Genomic DNA, 18,037 nt, shown 5'->3' with positions numbered 1-18,037 from the left:
GCGCCCGGCGGTGCTCCGTCCGCGCGCGGCACCGGACGGAGCACCGCTAGCCTGGCCGGCGTGACCGATCCGGGTGCGTGGGGACGCCGCGTCTCCGTGGCCGGGCTGGGCGCCGTCTTCCTCGCGGCGATCATCGTGCAGGCCGCCGCCATCGCGCAGAGCTGGGGCTCCTGGTACTGGGCGCCGGGCAGCGCCGCCGCGGCGGCGGTGTGCGTTCCGGCGCTGCTGGGGCTGCGCCGGCCCCTCTGGCCGACCGTCGCGGGGTTCGGCCTCGCGGCGGCGGCCGTCATCGGCGTCCGCGTCGCCGGCACCGACCTTCCCGCCGAACCCAGCCCGGCGATGACGCTGGGGCTGGCGGTGCTGACCTGCTCCGCGCTCCGGATCCTCGCGCCGGTGCCCGCCGCCGCCGTCACGGCCGCCGGACCGGTGGTGATCGTCGCCGGTCAGCTCGCCGCCGGCCCGCCGTCCGCCGGCCTCGCGGCGGTGACGGCGCTGGACGGCCTGGTCTGGACGGCCGCGGTCGGCGCCGGGCTGTCGCTGCGGCTCCTGGACGCGCGGGCGCGCGGGGTCGCCGAGCAGGTCCGCCGGGACGAGCGGCTGGAGCTGGCCCGGGAGCTGCACGACGTCGTCGCCCACCACATCACCGGCATGGTGGTCCAGGCGCAGGGCGCCCAGGTGGTCGCGCGGCGGAACCCGGAGCAGGTGGGCGAGTACCTGGGCGAGATGGAGGCCGCGGGCACCGAGGCCCTGGCCGCGATGCGCCGCGTCGTCGGGCTGCTGCGCGACGCCGACGACGCGGCGCCGGCGTCCCCCGGGCCGGAGGGCCTCGGCGCGCTGGTGGAGCGCTTCCGCCGGCAGGGCCCGGAGGTGCGGCTGAGCCCGCCGGACGGGGGCGCGGACGCCGGGTGGCCGCCGGAGGTGACCACCACCGTGTACCGCGTCGCCCGGGAGGCGCTGACGAACGTGCTGCGGCACGCGCCCGGGGCCCGGTCCGTCACGGTCGCCGTCGAGCAGGGCGCGGGGTGCGTCACCGTCGAGGTCGCCGACGACGCCCCGGCGGCCCCGGCCCGGCACCCCCATCGCGGCGGCTACGGACTGATCGGCATGCGCGAACGCGTCGAATCGCTGGGCGGCTCGCTGAGCGCCGGGCCGCGGCCCGGCGGCGGCTGGTCGGTGTCGGCGACCCTGCCCGTCCCCACCAGGGAGTCCTGATGACCATCTCGGTCCTGCTCGCCGACGACCAGGCGATGGTCCGCCGCGGGCTGCGGCTGATCCTGGAGGACCAGCCCGACATCAGCGTCGTCGGGGAGGCGCCCGACGGGGCCGAGGCGGTCGCCCTCGCCCGGCGGCTGCGCCCGGACGTGTGCCTGGTGGACATCAGGATGCCCCGGCTCGACGGCATCGCGGTCACCCGCGCGCTGGCCGGCCCGCAGGTGCCCGACCCGCTGCGGGTCGTCGTCGTCACGACCTTCGACCTGGACGAGTACGTCTACGGCGCGCTGCGCGGCGGCGCGGTCGGCTTCGTCCTCAAGGACGCCGGGCCCGCCCTGCTCGTCGAGGCGGTCCGCGCCGCCCACAACGGCGAGGCCCTGGTCTCGCCGTCCGTCACCGTCAGGCTCCTGCGGCACCTGACGGCCGCCTCGGCGCCGCCGCGCGCCGCGCGGCCCACGCCCCTGTCGGACCGCGAGGTCGAGGTCGTCCGGGCCCTGGCACGCGGCCGCAGCAACCAGGAGATCGCCGCGGAGCTGTTCATCTCGTTGAGCACGGTCAAGAGCCACCTGGCGGGCATCCAGACCAAGCTGGGGGTCCGCAACCGCGTCGGGATCGTCACCTGGGCGTGGGAGAACCACCTCGTCGACACGGCCTGACGCCGCAGGGCACGGCCCGGCGCGCGGCCCGTGCTCCGGGAACGGGACACGGGCCGGCGGCGGGTCAGACGCGGGCGACGCCCTCTTCGCGGGCCTTGGCGGCGACCGCGGCCGTGACGGCCGGGGCGACGCGGTCGTCGAACGGGCCGGGGATGACGTAGTCGGCGGTCAGGTCGTCGCCGACGATGCCGGCGAGGGCGTTCGCCGCCGCCAGCTTCATCCCCTCGGTGATCGTGTGGGCCCGGACGTCCAGCGCGCCGCGGAAGATGCCGGGGAACGCCAGCACGTTGTTGATCTGGTTCGGGAAGTCGCTGCGCCCGGTCGCGACCACCTTGGCGTGCCGGCGCGCGACCTCCGGGTGGACCTCGGGGGTCGGGTTGGAGAGGGCGAAGACGATCGCGCTGTCCGACATCGTGGCGACGCACGACTCGTGGACGGTGCTGCCGGACAGGCCGATGAACACGTCGGCGCCGCGGAGGGCCTCCTCCGTGGAGCCCTTCAGGTGCGAGCGGTTCGTGATCGCGGCGATGCGCTCCTTGACGGGGTTCAGGCCGTCGCGCCCCTCGTGGATGATCCCCTTGCTGTCGGACAGGGCGATGTCGCCGATGCCCGCCTCGATCAGGATCTGCGAGACCGCGATGCCGGACGCGCCCGCGCCCGCCACGACCGCGCGCAGCTCCGACAGCGGCTTGCCGACGAAGCGCGCCGCGTTGCTGAGGGCGGCGAGCGCCACGATCGCGGTGCCGTGCTGGTCGTCGTGGAAGACGGGGATGTCGAGGGCGGCGCGCAGCCGGTCCTCGATCTCGAAGCAGCGGGGGGCGCTGATGTCCTCCAGGTTGATGCCGCCGAAGCTCGGCGCCATCCGGATCACGGTGTCGACGATCTCGTCGACGCCCGTGCAGTTCAGCGCGATCGGCACGGAGTCGACGTCCGCGAACTCCTTGAACAGCAGCGACTTGCCCTCCATGACCGGCATGGAGGCCGCCGGGCCGATGTCGCCGAGCCCGAGCACGGCGGTGCCGTCGGTCACGACGGCGACGACCTTGGAGGTCCAGGTGTACTCGTAGGCCAGCTCGGGGTTGTCGGCGATCGCGGTGCACACCCGCGCGACGCCCGGCGTGTAGGCCAGTGAGAGATCGTCCTTGTTGCGGACGGGGATGGTCGAGCGCATCTCCAGCTTGCCGCCGCGGTGCAGCGGAAAGGCCGGATCGTCGTCCAGTGAGGGTGGTTCGGTGGGAATGGGCTCAGCAGCCACAGCGACCCCTGTCTGTGAAAGTTGGCTTTCTGAGATGCCGCCGCGGTGGTGGTCTGGTGTGGCCGGTCACCCGGTGGATCTCGCGACGCACGGGGGTCACCCGTTGTCTGATTGTGCCACAGGGGGGTGGGGCCGCCCGGAGGCCGGGGTGGGTGGTGACCGTCACGTGACCGTGCCCACACGGTGGCGGGTCGGTCGCGTTGCGTAGGGCATACCCGGTGGATGATGGCCGATCCGGGTTCGCCTCGTTGCGTGATTGTTTCGCACCCTTTATCCAGATCAGGGACGTTGTACGCCAAACTATGCACCTGACCATCGGATCTACGCGGATCCGACGAAACCACCAGGAGGGGGACCAGTGATCACCGGTTCTCTGCGCCGCCGCGCCGTCGCGGCGAGCGCGCTCGTACTGACGGGCGCGCTCGCGCTGTCCGCATGCGGCGACAGCAACGACTCTGGCGACTCGGGCTCCGCGGCCTCGAACACGAGCGTCGACAGCAAGCTCGCGGCGATGGTCCCGGCCGCGATCAAGAGCGACGGGAAGATCTCGATCGGCACGGACGCCTCGTACCCGCCCAACGAGTCCGTCGACCCGGCCTCGCAGAAGATCGTCGGCTGGGACGTCGACCTGTTCAACGCCGTCGCGGCCAAGCTCGGCCTGAAGACCCAGTACAGCAACGCCGGCTTCGACACGATCATCCCCGGCGTCCAGTCCGGCAAGTACGAGGCCGGCGTCTCCTCCTTCACCGACACCAAGGAGCGGGAGCAGGCCGTCGACTTCATCACCTACTACTCCGCCGGGACGTCCTGGGCCGTGCTCAAAGGCAACCCGAAGGGCGTCAACCCCGACGACGCCTGCGGCAAGTCCATCGGCGTCCAGCAGGGCACCGTCCAGGTCGACGACCTCACCGCGCGCAGCAAGAAGTGCACCGACGCGGGCAAGCCGGCCATCAAGAGCGTCGTCCGCAAGCAGCAGACCGAGGTCAACAACGACCTCGTCGCGGGCAAGGTCGACGGCATGGCCGCCGACTCGCCCATCGTCGGCGACGCGGTGAAGAAGACCGGCGGCAAGCTGGAGATCATCGGCCAGACCTACGACACAGCCCCCTACGGCTACGCGGTCGGCAAGAACTCCGGCCAGCTCAAGGAGGCCATCCAGGGCGCGCTGAAGGCCCTGATCGCCGACGGCACCTACAAGAAGATCCTCACCGACGCCGGCGTGGAGACCGGTGCGATCACCGAACCGAAGATCAACGGGGCGCAGAGCTGATCGCATGACGGTCGACAACGACGCCGGCAAGGGGCGGCCTGAGGCGATCAAGGCCGTCCCCGTCCGGCATCCGGGGCGCTGGCTCGGGGCGGCGGTCGTCCTCGTGCTGGTCGCCATGTTCATCAACTTCCTGCTGACCAGCAAGGCGCTCGACTGGACCGAGCAGTGGAAGTACCTGTTCTCGGACCCGGTGCTCAAGGGCGTCCGGAACACCATCTGGCTCACCCTCGCCGCCATGGTCGGCGCCGTCGTGCTCGGCATCGGGCTCGCCCTGATGCGGCTGTCGGCCAACCCCCTGCTGAGCGGCGCGGCCTGGGTGTACCTGTGGTTCTTCCGCGGGACGCCGCTCTACACGCAGCTGCTCATCTGGGGCGCGATCGGCTCGCTGTTCCCCACGGTCGGGGTCGGCATCCCGTTCGGACCCGAGTTCCAGACGTGGCACACGCAGGAACTGGTCAACGCCGCGCTCGCCGCGTCGCTCGGGCTGATCCTCAACGAGGCCGCCTACATGGCCGAGATCGTCCGGGCCGGCATCCTGTCGGTGGACGAGGGGCAGCAGGAGGCCGCGAGCGCGCTCGGCATGTCCCGGATGCAGACGATGCGGCGGATCGTGCTGCCGCAGTCGATGCGCGTCATCGTCCCGCCGACGGGCAACGAGGCGATCTCGATGCTGAAGAACACCTCGCTCGTCGTGGCCGTCCCGTACTCGGAGCTGACCTTCACCGCGCAGACCATCTACGCCAGCACCTACAAGATCATCCCGATGCTGGTGATGGCCTGCCTGTGGTACCTGCTCCTCTCCTCGCTCATGATGATCGGGCAGCACTACCTGGAGCGGTACTACAGCAGAGGCACCAGCAGGGGGGCGGAGCCCAGGCAGCGGCTCCGCCTCCGCGGCGGAGGAGGCGGCCAGTGAGCGCAGGCGAGGACATCGCGGGCGGCGTCCCCGGCATCCCGGAGCCCGCGGCCGCGAGCGGCGGGCTGATGGTCAAGGCCGAGGCCGTGCACAAGTCCTTCGGGCGCCTCGAGGTGCTGAAGGGCATCGACCTGGAGGTCAAGTCCGGCGAGGTGATGTGCGTCGTCGGCCCCTCCGGCTCGGGCAAGTCGACGTTCCTGCGCTGCATCAACCACCTGGAGAAGATCAACGCGGGACGGCTGTGGGTGAACGGCCACCTCGTCGGCTACCGGGAGAAGGGCGGAAAGCTCTACGAGCTGCGCGACCGGGAGGTCGCCGCCCAGCGCCGCGAGATCGGCATGGTGTTCCAGCGGTTCAACCTCTTCCCGCACATGACGGCGCTGGAGAACGTCATGGAGGCGCCCTGCCGGGTGAAGAGGCTGCCGAAGGCGCAGGCCAGGGAGCGGGCCGTGGCGCTGCTCACCCGGGTCGGGCTCGGCGAGAAGGTGAAGAGCTACCCGGCGCAGCTGTCCGGCGGGCAGCAGCAGCGGGTCGCGATCGCGCGGGCCCTCGCCATGGAGCCCGCGCTGATGCTGTTCGACGAGCCGACCTCCGCGCTGGACCCCGAGCTCGTCGGCGAGGTCCTGGAGGTCATGAAGCAGCTCGCCCTCGACGGCATGACCATGGTCGTGGTCACCCACGAGATGGGCTTCGCCCGCGAGGTCGGCGACTCGCTCGTCTTCATGGACGGCGGCGTCGTGGTCGAGGAGGGCACCCCCCGGGAGGTCCTCGCCAACCCGAAGCACCCCCGCACCCAGGACTTCCTGTCCAAGGTGCTGTGACGCCCGGGCGCGCGGCCCGTCCCCGACACGCCGGGGGCGGGCCGTTCCGCTCGCCGGCCGGCGGTTAGTGTGCGTTCATGTTCGCTGTCACGGCCACACAGATCGACGCAGACCATCCGCTGAACGGGCTCACGCTGGGGGAGCGGCCCGAACCCGAGGTACCGGACGGCTGGACGACCGTCACGGTGAAGGCCGCCGCGCTCAACCACCACGACCTGTGGTCGCTGAAGGGCGTCGGCCTGCCCGCCGAACGGCTCCCCATGATCCTCGGCGGCGACGCGGCCGGGGTCGACGAGGACGGCAACGAGGTCATCGTCCACTCGGTGATCGGCGACCCGGACCGGGGCGGCGGCGACGAGACCCTCGACCCGAAGCGGTCGCTGCTGTCGGAGGTCCACCCCGGGACGCTCGCGGAGAAGGTCGCGGTGCCGCGCCGCAACCTCGTCCCCAAGCCCGCCGGGCTGTCGTTCGAGGAGGCGGCCTGCCTGCCGACCGCGTGGCTCACCGCCTACCGGATGCTGTTCGGCAAGGCCGGGCTCCAGCCCGGCGGGTCCGTGCTGGTGCAGGGCGCGGGCGGCGGCGTCGCGACCGCGGCGATCGCGCTGGCCGCCGCCGCCGGCTACCGCGTCTACGCGACCAGCCGCAGCGAGGCCAAGCGCAAGCGGGCCGAGGAGATCGGGGCCGACGCCGCCTTCGAGACGGGCGCGCGGCTGCCCGAGCGGGTCGACGCCGTGATCGAGACCGTCGGCCAGGCGACCTGGTCGCACTCGCTGAAGTCGCTGCGCCCCGGCGGGCGCGTCGTGGTGTCGGGCGCGACGAGCGGCCAGGTGCCGCCCGCCGAGCTGAACCGCGTGTTCTTCCTCCAGCTCCAGATCGTCGGCTCCACCATGGGGACCCGCGACCAGCTGGAGCGGCTCGCGCGCTTCCTGGTCAAGACCGGCGTGCGGCCGCAGATCGACCGGATCCTGCCGCTGAGCCGGGCGGAGGAGGGCTTCGCCGCCATGGCGGAGGGCGACCTCTTCGGCAAGATCGTCTTTACCCCGTGACGCCGTGCGGGAGACCGTGACCGGGGCGCCCGGTCACGGCTCCCGGCGGAAGACCTCGTCGCGCAGCCGCTCGCGGGCCTCGTCGAGGAGGGCCTGCGCGGCGGCGAGACCGTCGTCGTCCAGCCGGGCCTCCTTCGCGGACTCGCGGACGTCCTCGACGAACCGGCGCAGCAGGCGCTCCAGCTTGAGGCGGGCGACGTCGTCGCGGGTCCCGGTCGCCGTCTTCCAGGCGTCGTCCCAGTTCTGCCGCCACTCCTCCTTCCACGCCTGCTTCTGCTCCCGCCAGTGCTCCTTCTGCCGGCGCCACTCGTCCTTCTGGCGCTCGGTGTTCTCCTTCCACGCGTCCTTGGACGTGGCCTTGCCCTGGTCGCGCATCGTCCGGGCGGCCTGCGTCAGCTCCTCGCGCAGCGTCCGGACGGTCTGGCGGACGTCCTCCTGCACGCCGCGCGCGAACTCCTGCGCCGAGGCGGAGATCTCCTCCTCCAGCTCGGCCAGCTCGTCCATCCGGCGCTCCAGTTCCTCGCGCCCCTCGTCGGTCAGCGAGTAGACCTTCTTGCCCTTGACCACCTCGTGGGTGACCAGGCCCTCGGCCTCCAGCCGGGCCAGCCGCGGATAGATCGTGCCGGGGGAGGGCGAGTACACCCCGAGGAACCGGTCCTGCAGGAGCCGGATCACCTCGTAGCCGTGCCGCGGGCTCTCCTCCAGCAGCTTGAGCAGGTACAGCCGCAGGCGACCGTGGCCGAAGACGGGGCTCACGTCGTCACTTCTCCATTCGGGGTGTGGTGATCTCGGGGGCGTCGTCGTCGCGGCCGAGGAGGGCGATCGTGCCGGACACCGTGTTGACCGCGACCCGCCCCGAGCCGTCCCCCATCTTCCCGCTGACCGAGCGCGAGACGGCGCGTTCCTGGCGGTCGAACGGGAAGGACGTCTCGATCCGCCCTGCCGCCGAGTTCAACGTCACCTGCGCGCCCGTGGACGCCGGGACGCGCAGCGCCACCTCGCCCGAGACCGTGTTCACCTCGACGCCGCCGCTCCCGGACAGGTCGACGTCGGCGGCGATGCGGCCGCTGACCGTCCGGGCCGCCAGCCGCTCGACGGTCGCGCCGGCCAGCGTCAGGTCCCCGGACACGGAGGTGAACGACACCGTCCCGTCCAGGCCCTGCGCCTCGATCGCGCCGGAGACCGTGTTGGCGTCGATCGCGCCCGCCACCCCGTCGAGCGTCACCTCGCCCGAGGCGCTCTTGATCGACGTGCGGGCCGTCGTGCCGGTGACCACCGCGTCCGCCGACACCAGGTTGAGGCTGACCGGGCAGTCGCGCGGGACGGTCACCGTGATGGCCGCGCGGACCTTCTGGTTGCGCAGCCAGCCGAGCACGCCCTCCCAGAGCTTCTCGTGGGTGACGGTCAGCATCCCCGCCTCGTGCGTGACCACCAGCGGCGGCCCCTCGACGCCGCCGACCATGACGGAGGGGCGCTCGTCGGAGGCCAGCACCGACACGCTGCCCGCGATCAGCGTGACCCGCAGCGCGACCACGCCGTCGAAGTCGAGAGTGGTCGGTTCGTCGATCGTCCAGCGCGACATCACGATGTGCCCTTCGTCCGAGAGGCCTGCCGTCAGTTAACACGATATGTCGCGTCCCCTCGAAGTCAAGACATATCGCGTTCACCTTCGGGGGCGGACCCCCGGACCCCCCGAGGGACTGACCGGTGCCCTCCGCTCCGCTGGCGCTCCGCTCCGGTCCCCGGTCAGTCGTCCTCCTCGTCGAGGCGCGCGAGCCAGGTGGCGAGGCGCTCGACGGGGGTCTCGAACTCCGGGTTCAGGTCGACGAACTCGCGCAGCCGGCCCGCCAGCCACTCCAGGCTGACCTCCTCCGCGCCGCGCCGGTCCGCCAGCTCCTCGATGCCGCGGTCGGTGAAGTACATCGCGTCCCTCCCCATGGACGCCGAGGGCCCCGGCGCGGTGCACCGGAGCCCTCGGATCGATCGGTACCGCTCTACTCCTGCTCGCCGAACAGGCGCGCGAGCAGCGCCTCCTGCTCCGCCTGGTGGAGCTTGTTCGACCCCACCGCGGGGGACGAGGACGCCGGGCGCGACACCCGCGACATCTTCAGCCCGTCGATGTGGCGCGGCAGCTTCAGCGCCATGAACGGCCAGGCGCCCATGTTGGCGGGCTCGTCCTGCACCCAGACGACCTCGACGTCATCCGGGTACTTGGCCAGCTCCGCCTTGATCTCGTCGACCGGCGGCGGGTAGAGCCGCTCGACCCGCACGACCGCGGTGTCGTTCGCACCGGTCGCCTGCCGGGCCTTCACGACCTCGTAGTAGATCTTGCCGGTGGTGAGCAGCACCCGCCGCACGCCCGCCGGGTCGATCGCCGGGTCGCTCTCCGGGATCACCGGCTGGAACACGCCACCGGTGATCTCCTCGACCGGGGAGGCGGCCGCCTTCAGCCGCAGCAGCACCTTCGGCGTGAACACGACCAGCGGCTTGTGCCGGTTCGACAGCACCTGCCAGCGCAGCAGGTGGAAGTAGTTCGCCGAAGTGGTCGGGTAGGCGACGGTCATGTTGTCCTGCGCGCACAGCTGCAGGTACCGCTCGATCCGCGCGGACGAGTGGTCGGGCCCCTGGCCCTCGTAGCCGTGCGGCAGCAGCAGCACGACGCCCGAGTGCTGGCCCCACTTCTGCTCGCCGGAGGAGATGTACTCGTCCACGATCGACTGGGCGCCGTTGGCGAAGTCGCCGAACTGGGCCTCCCAGCACACGAGCGCGTCGGGGCGGGTCATCGAGTAGCCGTACTCGAAGCCCATCGCGGCGTACTCGCTGAGCAGCGAGTCGTGCGCGTAGAACTTCGACACCCCCTGCCCGAACTGCTTGAGCGGCGTGTACTCCTCACCGGTCTTGCGGTCGACGAGCACCGCGTGCCGCTGGCCGAACGTGCCGCGCCGGGTGTCCTGCCCGACGAGCCGCACCGGGTGGCCGTCGATCAGCAGCGAGCCCATCGCCAGCAGCTCGCCGGTCGCCCAGTCGATCGCGTCGTCCTCGATCATCTGGGCGCGGCGCTGCAGGATCGGCTGGAGCCGCGGGTGCGGCGTGAAGCCCTCCGGCAGGCTGACCTGGGTGTCGATGATCCGCTTCACGGTCTCCAGCGGGATCGCCGAACCGGCGCTGCCGTGGTCGATCGGGATGCGCTCCTCGACGTCGGGCTTCACGACCGAGCCCGGTTCGAGGGGCTTCTTCACGGCCTCGCGGGTCTCGGTGAAGGCCCGCTCCAGCTGCTCCTGGTAGTCGCGGAGCGCCTGCTCGGCCTCCTCCACCGTGATGTCGCCGCGGCCGATCAGGGCCTCGGTGTAGAGCTTGCGCACGGACCGCTTGGCGTCGATCAGGTCGTACATCAGCGGCTGCGTGAACGAGGGGTTCTCGCCCTCGTTGTGGCCGCGCCGCCGGTAGCAGACCATGTCGATGACGACGTCCTTCTTGAACGTCTGCCGGTACTCGAACGCCAGCCGCGCCACCCGCGCGCACATCTCCGGGTCGTCGCCGTTCACGTGGAAGATCGGCGCCTGGATCATCCGCGCGACGTCGGTGGCGTAGACGCTGGAGCGCGAGTACTCCGGCGCCGTGGTGAAGCCCACCTGGTTGTTGATGATCACGTGCACGCTGCCGCCGGTGCGGTAGCCGCGCAGCTGCGACAGGTTCAGCGTCTCGGCCACCACGCCCTGCCCGGCGAACGCGGCGTCGCCGTGGATCAGGATCGGCAGCACGGTGAAGCCGGCCTCGCCGACGTCCAGCAGGTCCTGCTTGGCGCGGACGACGCCCTCCAGCACCGGGTCGACCGTCTCCAGGTGGGAGGGGTTCGCGACCAGCTCGGTGTGGATCTTGGAGCCGTCGTCGGCGACGAAGTCGCCGGACGCCCCGAGGTGGTACTTCACGTCGCCCGAGCCCTGCGCGCTGCGCGGGTCGAGGTTGCCCTCGAACTCGCCGAAGATCTGCCCGTAGGACTTGCCGACGATGTTGGCGAGGACGTTCAGCCGGCCGCGGTGCGCCATGCCGATCACGACCTCGTCCAGGCTGGCCTTGGCCGCCGCCGAGATCACCGAGTCGAGCAGCGGGATGACCGACTCGCCGCCTTCGAGGGAGAACCGCTTCTGCCCGACGAACTTCGTCTGCAGGAACGTCTCGAACGCCTCGGCGCTGTTCAGCCGCCGCAGCACGTGCAGCTGCTCCTCGCGGGAGGGCTTGTCGTGCGGGACCTCGACGCGCTCCTGGATCCAGGCGCGCTCCTCGGGGTCCTGGATGTGCATGTACTCGATGCCGACCGTCCGGCAGTACGCCATCCGCAGCACGCCGAGGATGTCGCGCAGCTTCATCGTCGGCTTGCCGCCGAACCCGCCGGTCGCGAACTCGCGCTCCAGGTCCCACAGGGTGAGGCCGTGCTTGAGGATGTCGAGGTCGGGGTGGCGGCGCTGCTTGTACTCCAGCGGGTCGGTGTCGGCCATGAGGTGGCCGCGGACCCGGTAGGCGTGGATCAGCTCGTGGACGCGGGCGACCTTGGCGACGTCGTCCTCGTGGGTGGCGGAGATGTCCTTGACCCAGCGCACCGGCTCGTACGGGATGCGCAGGGCCTCGAAGATCTCGTCGTAGAAGCCGTCCTCGCCGAGCAGCAGCTGGTGGATGCGGCGCAGGAAGTCGCCGGACTGCGCGCCCTGGATGATCCGGTGGTCGTAGGTGGAGGTCAGCGTCATCACCTTGCTGATCCCCATGCGCGACAGGGTGTCGCTGGAGGCGCCCGCGAACTCGGCCGGGTACTCCATCGCGCCGACGCCGATGATCGTGCCCTGGCCGGGCATCAGCCGCGGCACCGAGTGGACGGTGCCGATCGTGCCCGGGTTGGTCAGGCTGATCGTGGTGCCCTGGAAGTCCTCCAGGGTGAGCTTGCCGCCGCGGGCCTTGCGGACGATCTCCTCGTAGCCGGCCCAGAACTGGCGGAAGTCCAGCGTCTCGGCGGCCTTGATGCTCGGCACCACGAGCTGGCGCGAGCCGTCGCCCTTCTGCAGGTCGATGGCCAGCCCGAAGTTGACGTGCTCGGGCCTGATCAGCACCGGCTTGCCGTCCACCTCGGTGAACGCGGCGTTCATCTCGGGCATCGCGGTCAGCGCCCTGACGATCGCGTACCCGATCAGGTGCGTGAAGGAGACCTTGCCGCCGCGCCCGCGCTTGAGGTGGTTGTTGATGACGATGCGGTTGTCGATCAGCAGCTTGGCCGGGACGGCGCGCACGCTCGTCGCCGTCGGCACGCCGAGGCTGGCCTCCATGTTGGTGGCCGTCCGGGCGGCGACGCCGCGCAGCCGGACCTCCTCGGCCCCCGCCGGCACCGGTGGGGGCGCCGGCCTGTCCGCCTTCGGGGCGGGCGCCTTGGCGGCCGGCCTGGCCGGAGCCTTCGGCGGCTGCGGTGTCGGCGGAGCGGCCGCCGTGCCGTTGGCGGCCTTCGGGGCCGCGCCGTCGGCCTGGGGGGTGGCGGACACGGGCCGGCTGCCCGGCTGGTAGTCCGCGAAGAAGTTCCACCAGGCTTCGTCAACGGAGTTGGGGTCGTCGAGGTACTTCTGGTACAGCTCGTCGACCAGCCACTCGTTGGCGCCGAAATCGGTCAGCATCGGGTCGGCACTAGTATGCGACGACTCTGTCGACACGGCGGAGATCGCCCTCTTCCGCAGCTCGCAGGTAAGTTCTGAGACGCAACAAGGCTACTCGCACTTGCCCCCGCACCACGCCAGCGTGTCGCATCCCCGCCCACACCGCCCCCGCCGTTGGCTGAACCGGCCAAAGGCAGGGCCGTGCCTCTGGCAAGATCTACCAACGTCCTCACCCCTCCTCGGCCATCGCCGAAACCACGCGATGACCTGGCCGTTTGCGATCACGTCCAAAGGCAGCGAGCCGTGCCCGCCACCAGAACCCACTACCGCAACTACCTCAGCCATCACAGCAACCGGCGACGACCTCGATGGTTGCGATCGCGTCCGAAGGCAGGTTCAAGCGAAGCGAGAACCTGATCGCGCAGCGAGCCGCAAGGCGAGCCGGAGCGATGCCAGCGATCGCCCGCGTTTATCGACGATGGAGGGCCGCCAGGCCCGAAGGAGGAGAAAAACGCTAGTGGGTGTGCGGGGCAACCGTTGGGCCCTCGGAGGCCTGGATGAGGACGAAGCCTTGGCCCTGGTAGGCGAGCTGCATCGCTTCGCCGCTGCCGCGGCCGATGAGGGCGCTGGCCTTGAAGGTGCGGTTGACGCCGACCTGGAGGCTCGTGCTCCACGCGACGGCGGACTGGCCGTCGGCGAACGTGGGGGCGCGGCCGCAGTCGAGCATCACCGGGGTGCCATGTGTGGTGAGCGCCACCCAGCCGGTGCCGTGGAGGGTGGTGTTGAACAGGCCGCCCGCGGCGATTCCGGCGCCCTGGACGCGCTGGATGTCGGACTGGAGGTGCGAGTCGTAGGCGAGGATGTTCTTGCCGTTGACGGTGATGCCCTCGTTCTCCAGGTAGAACAGGTGGATGTCGTCGGCGTCGTTCGCGGCGAACAGCAGGCCCTGGCCCTTGACGCGCATGAGGGGGACGCCCTCACCGGTCAGGGCCTTCTTCATGAACTTGCCGATGCCGCCCGCGCCCTCGTAGTCGAACTCCATCTGGCCCTGGAAGGCGACCATGGAGCCCTGGCGGGCGAGGACGTCGCCGTTCAGGTGGATCCGGAGCATCTTGGAGTTCTGGAGGGCGAAGTGGCCGGGGAGCTGCTGTCCCTGTTCGAGGTTGCCGAAGAACTGGCTGCGCATGGTGGGGTCGTGCCTCTCGTGCGGATTACTGGAGGTGCGCCAGCATAACGAGGGAGACGCGGTCAACGTCCCCGGTCGTGTGGTGCCGTCCAGTCCACGAGCGGGCCCTTGGGGACGACGCCGGACGGGTTGATGTTCCGCTGGGTCACGTAGTAGTGCCGCTTGATGTGGTCGAGGTTCGTGGTCTCGCCGAACGCGGGGTTCGAGTACAGGTCGCGGGCGTAGCCCCAGAGGTTCTCGTAGTCGGCGAGGCGCCGCAGGTTGCACTTGAAGTGGCCGTGGTAGACGGCGTCGAAGCGGGCGAGCGTCGGGTAGAGCCGCACGTCGGCCTCGGTGATCTCGTCGCCGAACAGGTAGCGGCGGGTGGACAGGCGCTCCTCCAGCCGGCCGAGGGTGTCGAAGAGGGCGTCGAAGGCCTCCTCGTAGGCGCCCTGCGAGGTGGCGAACCCGGCCTTGTACACCCCGTTGTTGACGGTGTGGTAGACGAGGTCGTTCAGCTCGTCGATCTCGGGCCGCAGCGCCTCGGGGTACAGGTCGGGGGCGCCGGGGCGGTGGTGGGCGGTGAACTCCGTCTCGAACATCGTGGTGATGTTCGGGAAGTCGTTGGTGACCAGGCGCTCGGTCTCGGTGTCCCAGACGCACGGCACGGTGTAGCGGCCCTGGAACGACGGGTCGGTGGACAGGTACAGCTCGGAGAGGAAGACGGCGCCGGTCACCGGGTCGCGGTCGGGGAACCGCCAGCCCCGCTCGTCCCGGATGGGGTCGACGACCCCGACGCCGATCGCGTCCTCCAGGCCGAGGAGCCGCCGCACGATCAGGGTGCGGTGCGCCCACGGGCACGCGTAGGAGACGAACAGCCGGTACCGGCCGGGCTCGGCGGGCAGGCCGCTCGACCCGTCCGCCGTGATCCGCTCGGTGAACCGGTTCGCCTGGCGGACGAAGCGGCCTCCCTCGACCTCCTGCACGCTCATGCCCGTCTCCCTCTGAAGTAGGTGAGGACGGCCCCGAGGCCGGCACCTGAGAGCGATCCGGATCCGGGAACCTCGCGGCTACCATAACCGTCGGTATCCAGTGTGAAACGGCCGCGACGGCCGGCCGGCGGATCGACGAGGTGGCGGGGGTCCATGCTCGAACAGTTCAACGCCCTGGTGGACGGCCTGCCACCGGCGATGATCTACCTGATCATCGCGGCGCTGGTGTTCGCGGAGGCCGCGCTTTTCGTCGGCTTCGTGTTCCCGGGCGAGACCGCGATCGTGGTCGGCGGCGTCCTCGCCAGCCAGCACGTGCTGTCGCTGCCGCTGCTGCTGGTGATCGCGGTGGTCGCGGCGGTGGCCGGCGACTCGGTCGGCTACGAGATAGGCCGCAAGTACGGGCCGCGGCTGCTGGACGTCCAGATGATGCGAAGACACCGGGCGAAGGTCGCGGCGGCGCAGGACATGATCCGCCGCCGCGGCGCGTTCGCGGTGTTCATCGGGCGGTTCACGGCGCTGCTGCGGGCGCTCATGCCGGCGCTGGCGGGCAGTTCGCGGCTGCCGTATCCGAAGTTCCTGCTCTTCAACGTCATCGGCGGCGTCACCTGGGTGGTGACGTTCACGCTCGGCGGCTTCTTCGCGGGCACGGCGTTCGAGCACGCGGCCAAGCTCGCGGGCCGCGGCCTGGCGATCGGCCTGGCGGCCGCGGCCGTCGTGGCGCTGGTGGTGTGGAGCGTCCGCAGGCATCGCCGCGAGGCCCGCGAGGAGGCCGAGGCCCAGGCCGCCGAGGACGTCTCCGAGGACGAGGAGGAGGGCGAGTCGGCACCGACGCTGCCCTCGTCCTGACGCCCGGGGCGCCTAGAGGTGCATCCGGCCGCTGATCATCGGCAGGTCCAGGTAGGTGCGGATGCCGGGGGCGGCGCCGCACACCGCCGGGACGGAGTTCAGCGCGTGCGCGGACGCCGCGGAGATCGCGTCGCAGACCCACTCCTCGCCGGCCGACAGCGTGAGCGGCGGCCTGCCGTCCACGCGCAGCGAGTACCCGGGCCGCCCCCACTCGTCGGGCATCCGCGCGGCGTCGGCCTTGTGCACGATCTCGACGGTGATCACCGGGCGGCCGGCGGCGATGCCGTTGAAGGTCCAGCGGTCCGCGGCGACCGTGCCGCGCGGGATCGGGCCGGCGGCGGTGGTGAGGTCGGCGCCGGCCAGCCGGTGGTCGGCGTCCACGTCGATCTCGTCGAGGTCGACGCCGAGCCCGGCGGCGACCAGGTGCAGGCTCTCGGAGAACAGCGCCCGCATCGTGGCGCGGCTCCGGCGCAGCGCGCGCAGGTACGTCTCCTCGTCCTTGCCGAACCCGAGCAGGTCGTGGACGAGCCGCCGGGACGGGTGCCGGGCGAAGTCGGTGCACTCGCGGGCGTAGACGTGGGTGATCCGGCGCGACAGCCGCGACAGCACGAGCGGCATCACGTCGGCCATGAAGCCGTGGCTGACGCCGCTTCCGTGCACCGACGCGCCGCCCCGCTTGCAGGCCTGCTCCAGCTCGTTGACGAAGAGCGGGCCGTGGGCCCGCGGGTAGACCAGCCCGGTGAGGGAGATCAGGTTCTTGCCGGACGCCAGCAGCGCGCAGATCGTCTCCAGCTCGGCGAACCGGTCGGGACGGGGGCTCGCGGCGTACAGGACGCAGTCGGCCTCCAGGTCGAGGATCTCGCCGAGGTCGCCGGTCGCGGCGACGCCGGCCGGGCCGCGTCCCGCGAGCGTCCCGGCGTCGGCGCCCGCCTTGGCCGGGTCGTGCACCCACGCGCCGGCGAGCTCCATGTCGTCGCGCTCCAGGACGCCCCGGATCGCGCTGCGCCCGAGCGCGCCCGTCGCCCACTGCACCACGCGGTAGCGGCGGCGGGACGCGGACGGGGTGGCGAGGCTCATCGCACGGGACCTCCGTTGCTCCTCGTGGCATCGACGGGTGAGGAGACTACGCGGTGGGCACGGGGGGAATTGCAGCAATTGGCGCAACTTCCTCCCTCGTCCCATCGTACGCAGGACGGCCCCGGCGTCCAGCCGGGAAGGGACCCGGGGGGTCGCGGCCGAGCGGGATTCGGTTTAGTGGTACCACTGGGTAACCCCTTGATGATTACCTGGGGGCGTAGTCGGTGCGATGTGAGGAGACACGAGATGTCGGAACTGCGCTACGACGGCCGCGTGGCGGTCGTGACCGGGGCTGGCCACGGCCTCGGCCGGCAGCACGCGCTGGAGCTCGCCGCGCGCGGCGCCAAGGTCGTCGTCAACGACCTCGGCGGTGACCGGACCGGGTCGGGCGCCTCCGCCGGCCCCGCCCAGGAGGTCGTGGACGAGATCAAGAAGAACGGCGGCGAGGCCGTCGCGAACCCCGACAACGTCGCCACCCCCGAGGGCGCGCAGGCGATCGTGCGGGCCGCGCTGGACGCGTTCGGCAAGGTCGACATCGTCGTCAACAACGCGGGCATCCTGCGCGACAAGTCGTTCAAGAACATGTCGGTCGAGGAGTTCGACTCGGTCATCGCCGTCCACCTGCGCGGCTCGTTCCTGGTCTCCAGCGCCGCCTGGCCGCACCTGCGCGAGCAGGGCTACGGCCGGATCGTGAACACCTCCTCGCCCGCGGGCCTGTTCGGCAACTTCGGCCAGGCCAACTACTCCACGGCCAAGATGGGGCTGGTCGGGTTCACCAAGACCCTCGCCCAGGAGGGCGCCAAGTACAACATCAAGGCCAACGCGATCGCCCCGGTCGCCTGGACCCGGATGACCGAGGACCTGCTGCCCGCCGACTTCGCCGACAAGCTCGGCGTCGACCAGGTGACCCCGCTCGTCGCCTACCTCGTGCACGACTCCATCGAGGACTCCGGCCAGGTCTACACGGTCGGCGGCGGCCGGATCGCGAAGATCTTCGTGGCGGAGGGCCCCGGCTACGGGCAGAAGGAGACGCTGTCGGTCGAGGACGTCCGGGACAACTGGGCGGCCATCGGCGCGGCCGAGCCGCTGACCGTGTTCGGCAACGTGGGCGAGCAGATGGGCCCGCTGATCCAGCAGCTCACGTCCTGAGC

The 18,037-nt window shown here is 71.3% G+C and carries 16 protein-coding genes; 8 read left to right on the top strand and 8 right to left on the bottom strand.

What is annotated here, in order from left to right:
- Nucleotides 1-60: 60 nt before the first annotated feature.
- The gene (locus BJY14_RS11200) at nucleotides 61-1,212 is read left to right on the top strand and encodes a sensor histidine kinase (protein WP_179843553.1); all 1,152 of its coding nucleotides are present in this window, start codon (nucleotides 61-63) and stop codon (nucleotides 1,210-1,212) included.
- A complete protein-coding gene (locus BJY14_RS11195) occupies nucleotides 1,212-1,868 on the top strand; it encodes a response regulator transcription factor (protein ID WP_179843552.1) in 657 nt (218 codons plus the stop codon). The genes BJY14_RS11200 and BJY14_RS11195 overlap by 1 nt, the downstream gene beginning before the upstream one ends.
- Nucleotides 1,869-1,932: 64 nt before the next feature.
- Here the strand turns inward: BJY14_RS11195 and BJY14_RS11190 are convergent, their stop codons facing one another.
- Nucleotides 1,933-3,123: an NAD(P)-dependent malic enzyme gene (locus tag BJY14_RS11190; protein WP_312879141.1), complete on the bottom strand. Its 1,191-nt coding sequence runs from the start codon at nucleotides 3,121-3,123 to the stop codon at nucleotides 1,933-1,935.
- Nucleotides 3,124-3,481: 358 nt separating this feature from the next.
- Here BJY14_RS11190 and BJY14_RS11185 point away from each other — a divergent pair, with 358 nt between their 5' ends.
- The 4 genes from BJY14_RS11185 to BJY14_RS11170 all read left to right on the top strand — a co-directional run bounded on the left by BJY14_RS11185 (nucleotide 3,482) and on the right by BJY14_RS11170 (nucleotide 7,176).
- A complete protein-coding gene (locus tag BJY14_RS11185) occupies nucleotides 3,482-4,393 on the top strand; it encodes an ABC transporter substrate-binding protein (RefSeq protein WP_179843551.1) in 912 nt (303 codons plus the stop codon).
- Nucleotides 4,394-4,397: 4 nt separating this feature from the next.
- A complete protein-coding gene (locus BJY14_RS11180; protein WP_179843550.1) occupies nucleotides 4,398-5,309 on the top strand; it encodes an amino acid ABC transporter permease in 912 nt (303 codons plus the stop codon).
- A gap of 68 nt (nucleotides 5,310-5,377) precedes the next feature.
- Nucleotides 5,378-6,130 carry an amino acid ABC transporter ATP-binding protein gene (locus BJY14_RS11175; protein WP_179849300.1) on the top strand — a complete coding sequence of 251 codons (753 nt, stop codon included), beginning with the start codon at nucleotides 5,378-5,380 and terminating at the stop codon, nucleotides 6,128-6,130.
- 77 nt (nucleotides 6,131-6,207) lie between these two features.
- Nucleotides 6,208-7,176, top strand: a complete 969-nt coding sequence (locus BJY14_RS11170) for a zinc-binding dehydrogenase (RefSeq protein ID WP_179843549.1) — start codon at nucleotides 6,208-6,210, stop codon at nucleotides 7,174-7,176.
- A 33-nt stretch (nucleotides 7,177-7,209) separates the two neighbouring features.
- Here the strand turns inward: BJY14_RS11170 and BJY14_RS11165 are convergent, their stop codons facing one another.
- The 6 genes from BJY14_RS11165 to BJY14_RS11140 form a co-directional block, all read right to left on the bottom strand.
- Nucleotides 7,210-7,932: a PadR family transcriptional regulator gene (locus tag BJY14_RS11165; protein WP_179843548.1), complete on the bottom strand. Its 723-nt coding sequence runs from the start codon at nucleotides 7,930-7,932 to the stop codon at nucleotides 7,210-7,212.
- 4 nt (nucleotides 7,933-7,936) lie between these two features.
- A complete protein-coding gene (locus tag BJY14_RS11160) occupies nucleotides 7,937-8,758 on the bottom strand; it encodes a DUF4097 family beta strand repeat-containing protein (protein WP_179843547.1) in 822 nt (273 codons plus the stop codon).
- A gap of 164 nt (nucleotides 8,759-8,922) precedes the next feature.
- The gene (locus tag BJY14_RS11155) at nucleotides 8,923-9,099 is read right to left on the bottom strand and encodes a DUF6104 family protein (RefSeq protein ID WP_179843546.1); all 177 of its coding nucleotides are present in this window, start codon (nucleotides 9,097-9,099) and stop codon (nucleotides 8,923-8,925) included.
- 71 nt (nucleotides 9,100-9,170) lie between these two features.
- Nucleotides 9,171-12,827, bottom strand: coding sequence for a multifunctional oxoglutarate decarboxylase/oxoglutarate dehydrogenase thiamine pyrophosphate-binding subunit/dihydrolipoyllysine-residue succinyltransferase subunit (locus BJY14_RS11150; RefSeq protein WP_179843545.1), 3,657 nt, complete (start codon nucleotides 12,825-12,827; stop codon nucleotides 9,171-9,173).
- 493 nt (nucleotides 12,828-13,320) lie between these two features.
- Complete coding sequence (locus BJY14_RS11145) at nucleotides 13,321-13,992, bottom strand: AIM24 family protein (protein WP_179843544.1); 672 nt, start codon at nucleotides 13,990-13,992, stop codon at nucleotides 13,321-13,323.
- A gap of 62 nt (nucleotides 13,993-14,054) precedes the next feature.
- Complete coding sequence (locus tag BJY14_RS11140) at nucleotides 14,055-14,963, bottom strand: glutathione S-transferase family protein (RefSeq protein WP_179843543.1); 909 nt, start codon at nucleotides 14,961-14,963, stop codon at nucleotides 14,055-14,057.
- A 153-nt stretch (nucleotides 14,964-15,116) separates the two neighbouring features.
- Between BJY14_RS11140 and BJY14_RS11135 the strand changes: the two genes are divergently transcribed.
- Nucleotides 15,117-15,809 carry a DedA family protein gene (locus BJY14_RS11135; protein ID WP_179843542.1) on the top strand — a complete coding sequence of 231 codons (693 nt, stop codon included), beginning with the start codon at nucleotides 15,117-15,119 and terminating at the stop codon, nucleotides 15,807-15,809.
- Between the two features lie 12 nt (nucleotides 15,810-15,821).
- Here BJY14_RS11135 and BJY14_RS11130 read toward each other — a convergent pair whose 3' ends face one another.
- Nucleotides 15,822-16,886, bottom strand: a complete 1,065-nt coding sequence (locus BJY14_RS11130; RefSeq protein WP_179843541.1) for an NAD(P)H-dependent amine dehydrogenase family protein — start codon at nucleotides 16,884-16,886, stop codon at nucleotides 15,822-15,824.
- 246 nt (nucleotides 16,887-17,132) lie between these two features.
- Between BJY14_RS11130 and BJY14_RS11125 the strand changes: the two genes are divergently transcribed.
- Complete coding sequence (locus BJY14_RS11125; protein ID WP_179843540.1) at nucleotides 17,133-18,035, top strand: SDR family oxidoreductase; 903 nt, start codon at nucleotides 17,133-17,135, stop codon at nucleotides 18,033-18,035.
- The last annotated feature ends 2 nt before the right edge of the window (nucleotides 18,036-18,037 follow it).

Source organism: Actinomadura luteofluorescens, assembly GCF_013409365.1.
Taxonomy (GTDB): Bacteria; Actinomycetota; Actinomycetes; order Streptosporangiales; family Streptosporangiaceae; genus Spirillospora; species Spirillospora luteofluorescens.
The sequence above is the reverse complement of the archived record's forward strand: the minus strand, read 5'-3'. Positions and strand labels throughout refer to the sequence as shown.

Bases quoted from the DNA above. Each gene is read 5' to 3' on its own strand.
- BJY14_RS11195 (WP_179843552.1), top strand. From the start codon at position 1,212: ATGACCATCTCGGTCCTGCTCGCCGACGACCAGGCGATGGTCCGCCGC.
- BJY14_RS11180 (WP_179843550.1), top strand. From the start codon at position 4,398: ATGACGGTCGACAACGACGCCGGCAAGGGGCGGCCTGAGGCGATCAAG.
- BJY14_RS11175 (WP_179849300.1), top strand. From the start codon at position 5,378: ATGGTCAAGGCCGAGGCCGTGCACAAGTCCTTCGGGCGCCTCGAGGTG.
- BJY14_RS11170 (WP_179843549.1), top strand. From the start codon at position 6,208: ATGTTCGCTGTCACGGCCACACAGATCGACGCAGACCATCCGCTGAAC.
- BJY14_RS11160 (WP_179843547.1), bottom strand. From the start codon at position 8,758: ATGTCGCGCTGGACGATCGACGAACCGACCACTCTCGACTTCGACGGC.
- BJY14_RS11155 (WP_179843546.1), bottom strand. From the start codon at position 9,099: ATGTACTTCACCGACCGCGGCATCGAGGAGCTGGCGGACCGGCGCGGC.
- BJY14_RS11150 (WP_179843545.1), bottom strand. From the start codon at position 12,827: ATGCTGACCGATTTCGGCGCCAACGAGTGGCTGGTCGACGAGCTGTAC.
- BJY14_RS11145 (WP_179843544.1), bottom strand. From the start codon at position 13,992: ATGCGCAGCCAGTTCTTCGGCAACCTCGAACAGGGACAGCAGCTCCCC.
- BJY14_RS11140 (WP_179843543.1), bottom strand. From the start codon at position 14,963: ATGAGCGTGCAGGAGGTCGAGGGAGGCCGCTTCGTCCGCCAGGCGAAC.
- BJY14_RS11135 (WP_179843542.1), top strand. From the start codon at position 15,117: ATGCTCGAACAGTTCAACGCCCTGGTGGACGGCCTGCCACCGGCGATG.
- BJY14_RS11130 (WP_179843541.1), bottom strand. From the start codon at position 16,886: ATGAGCCTCGCCACCCCGTCCGCGTCCCGCCGCCGCTACCGCGTGGTG.
- BJY14_RS11125 (WP_179843540.1), top strand. From the start codon at position 17,133: ATGTCGGAACTGCGCTACGACGGCCGCGTGGCGGTCGTGACCGGGGCT.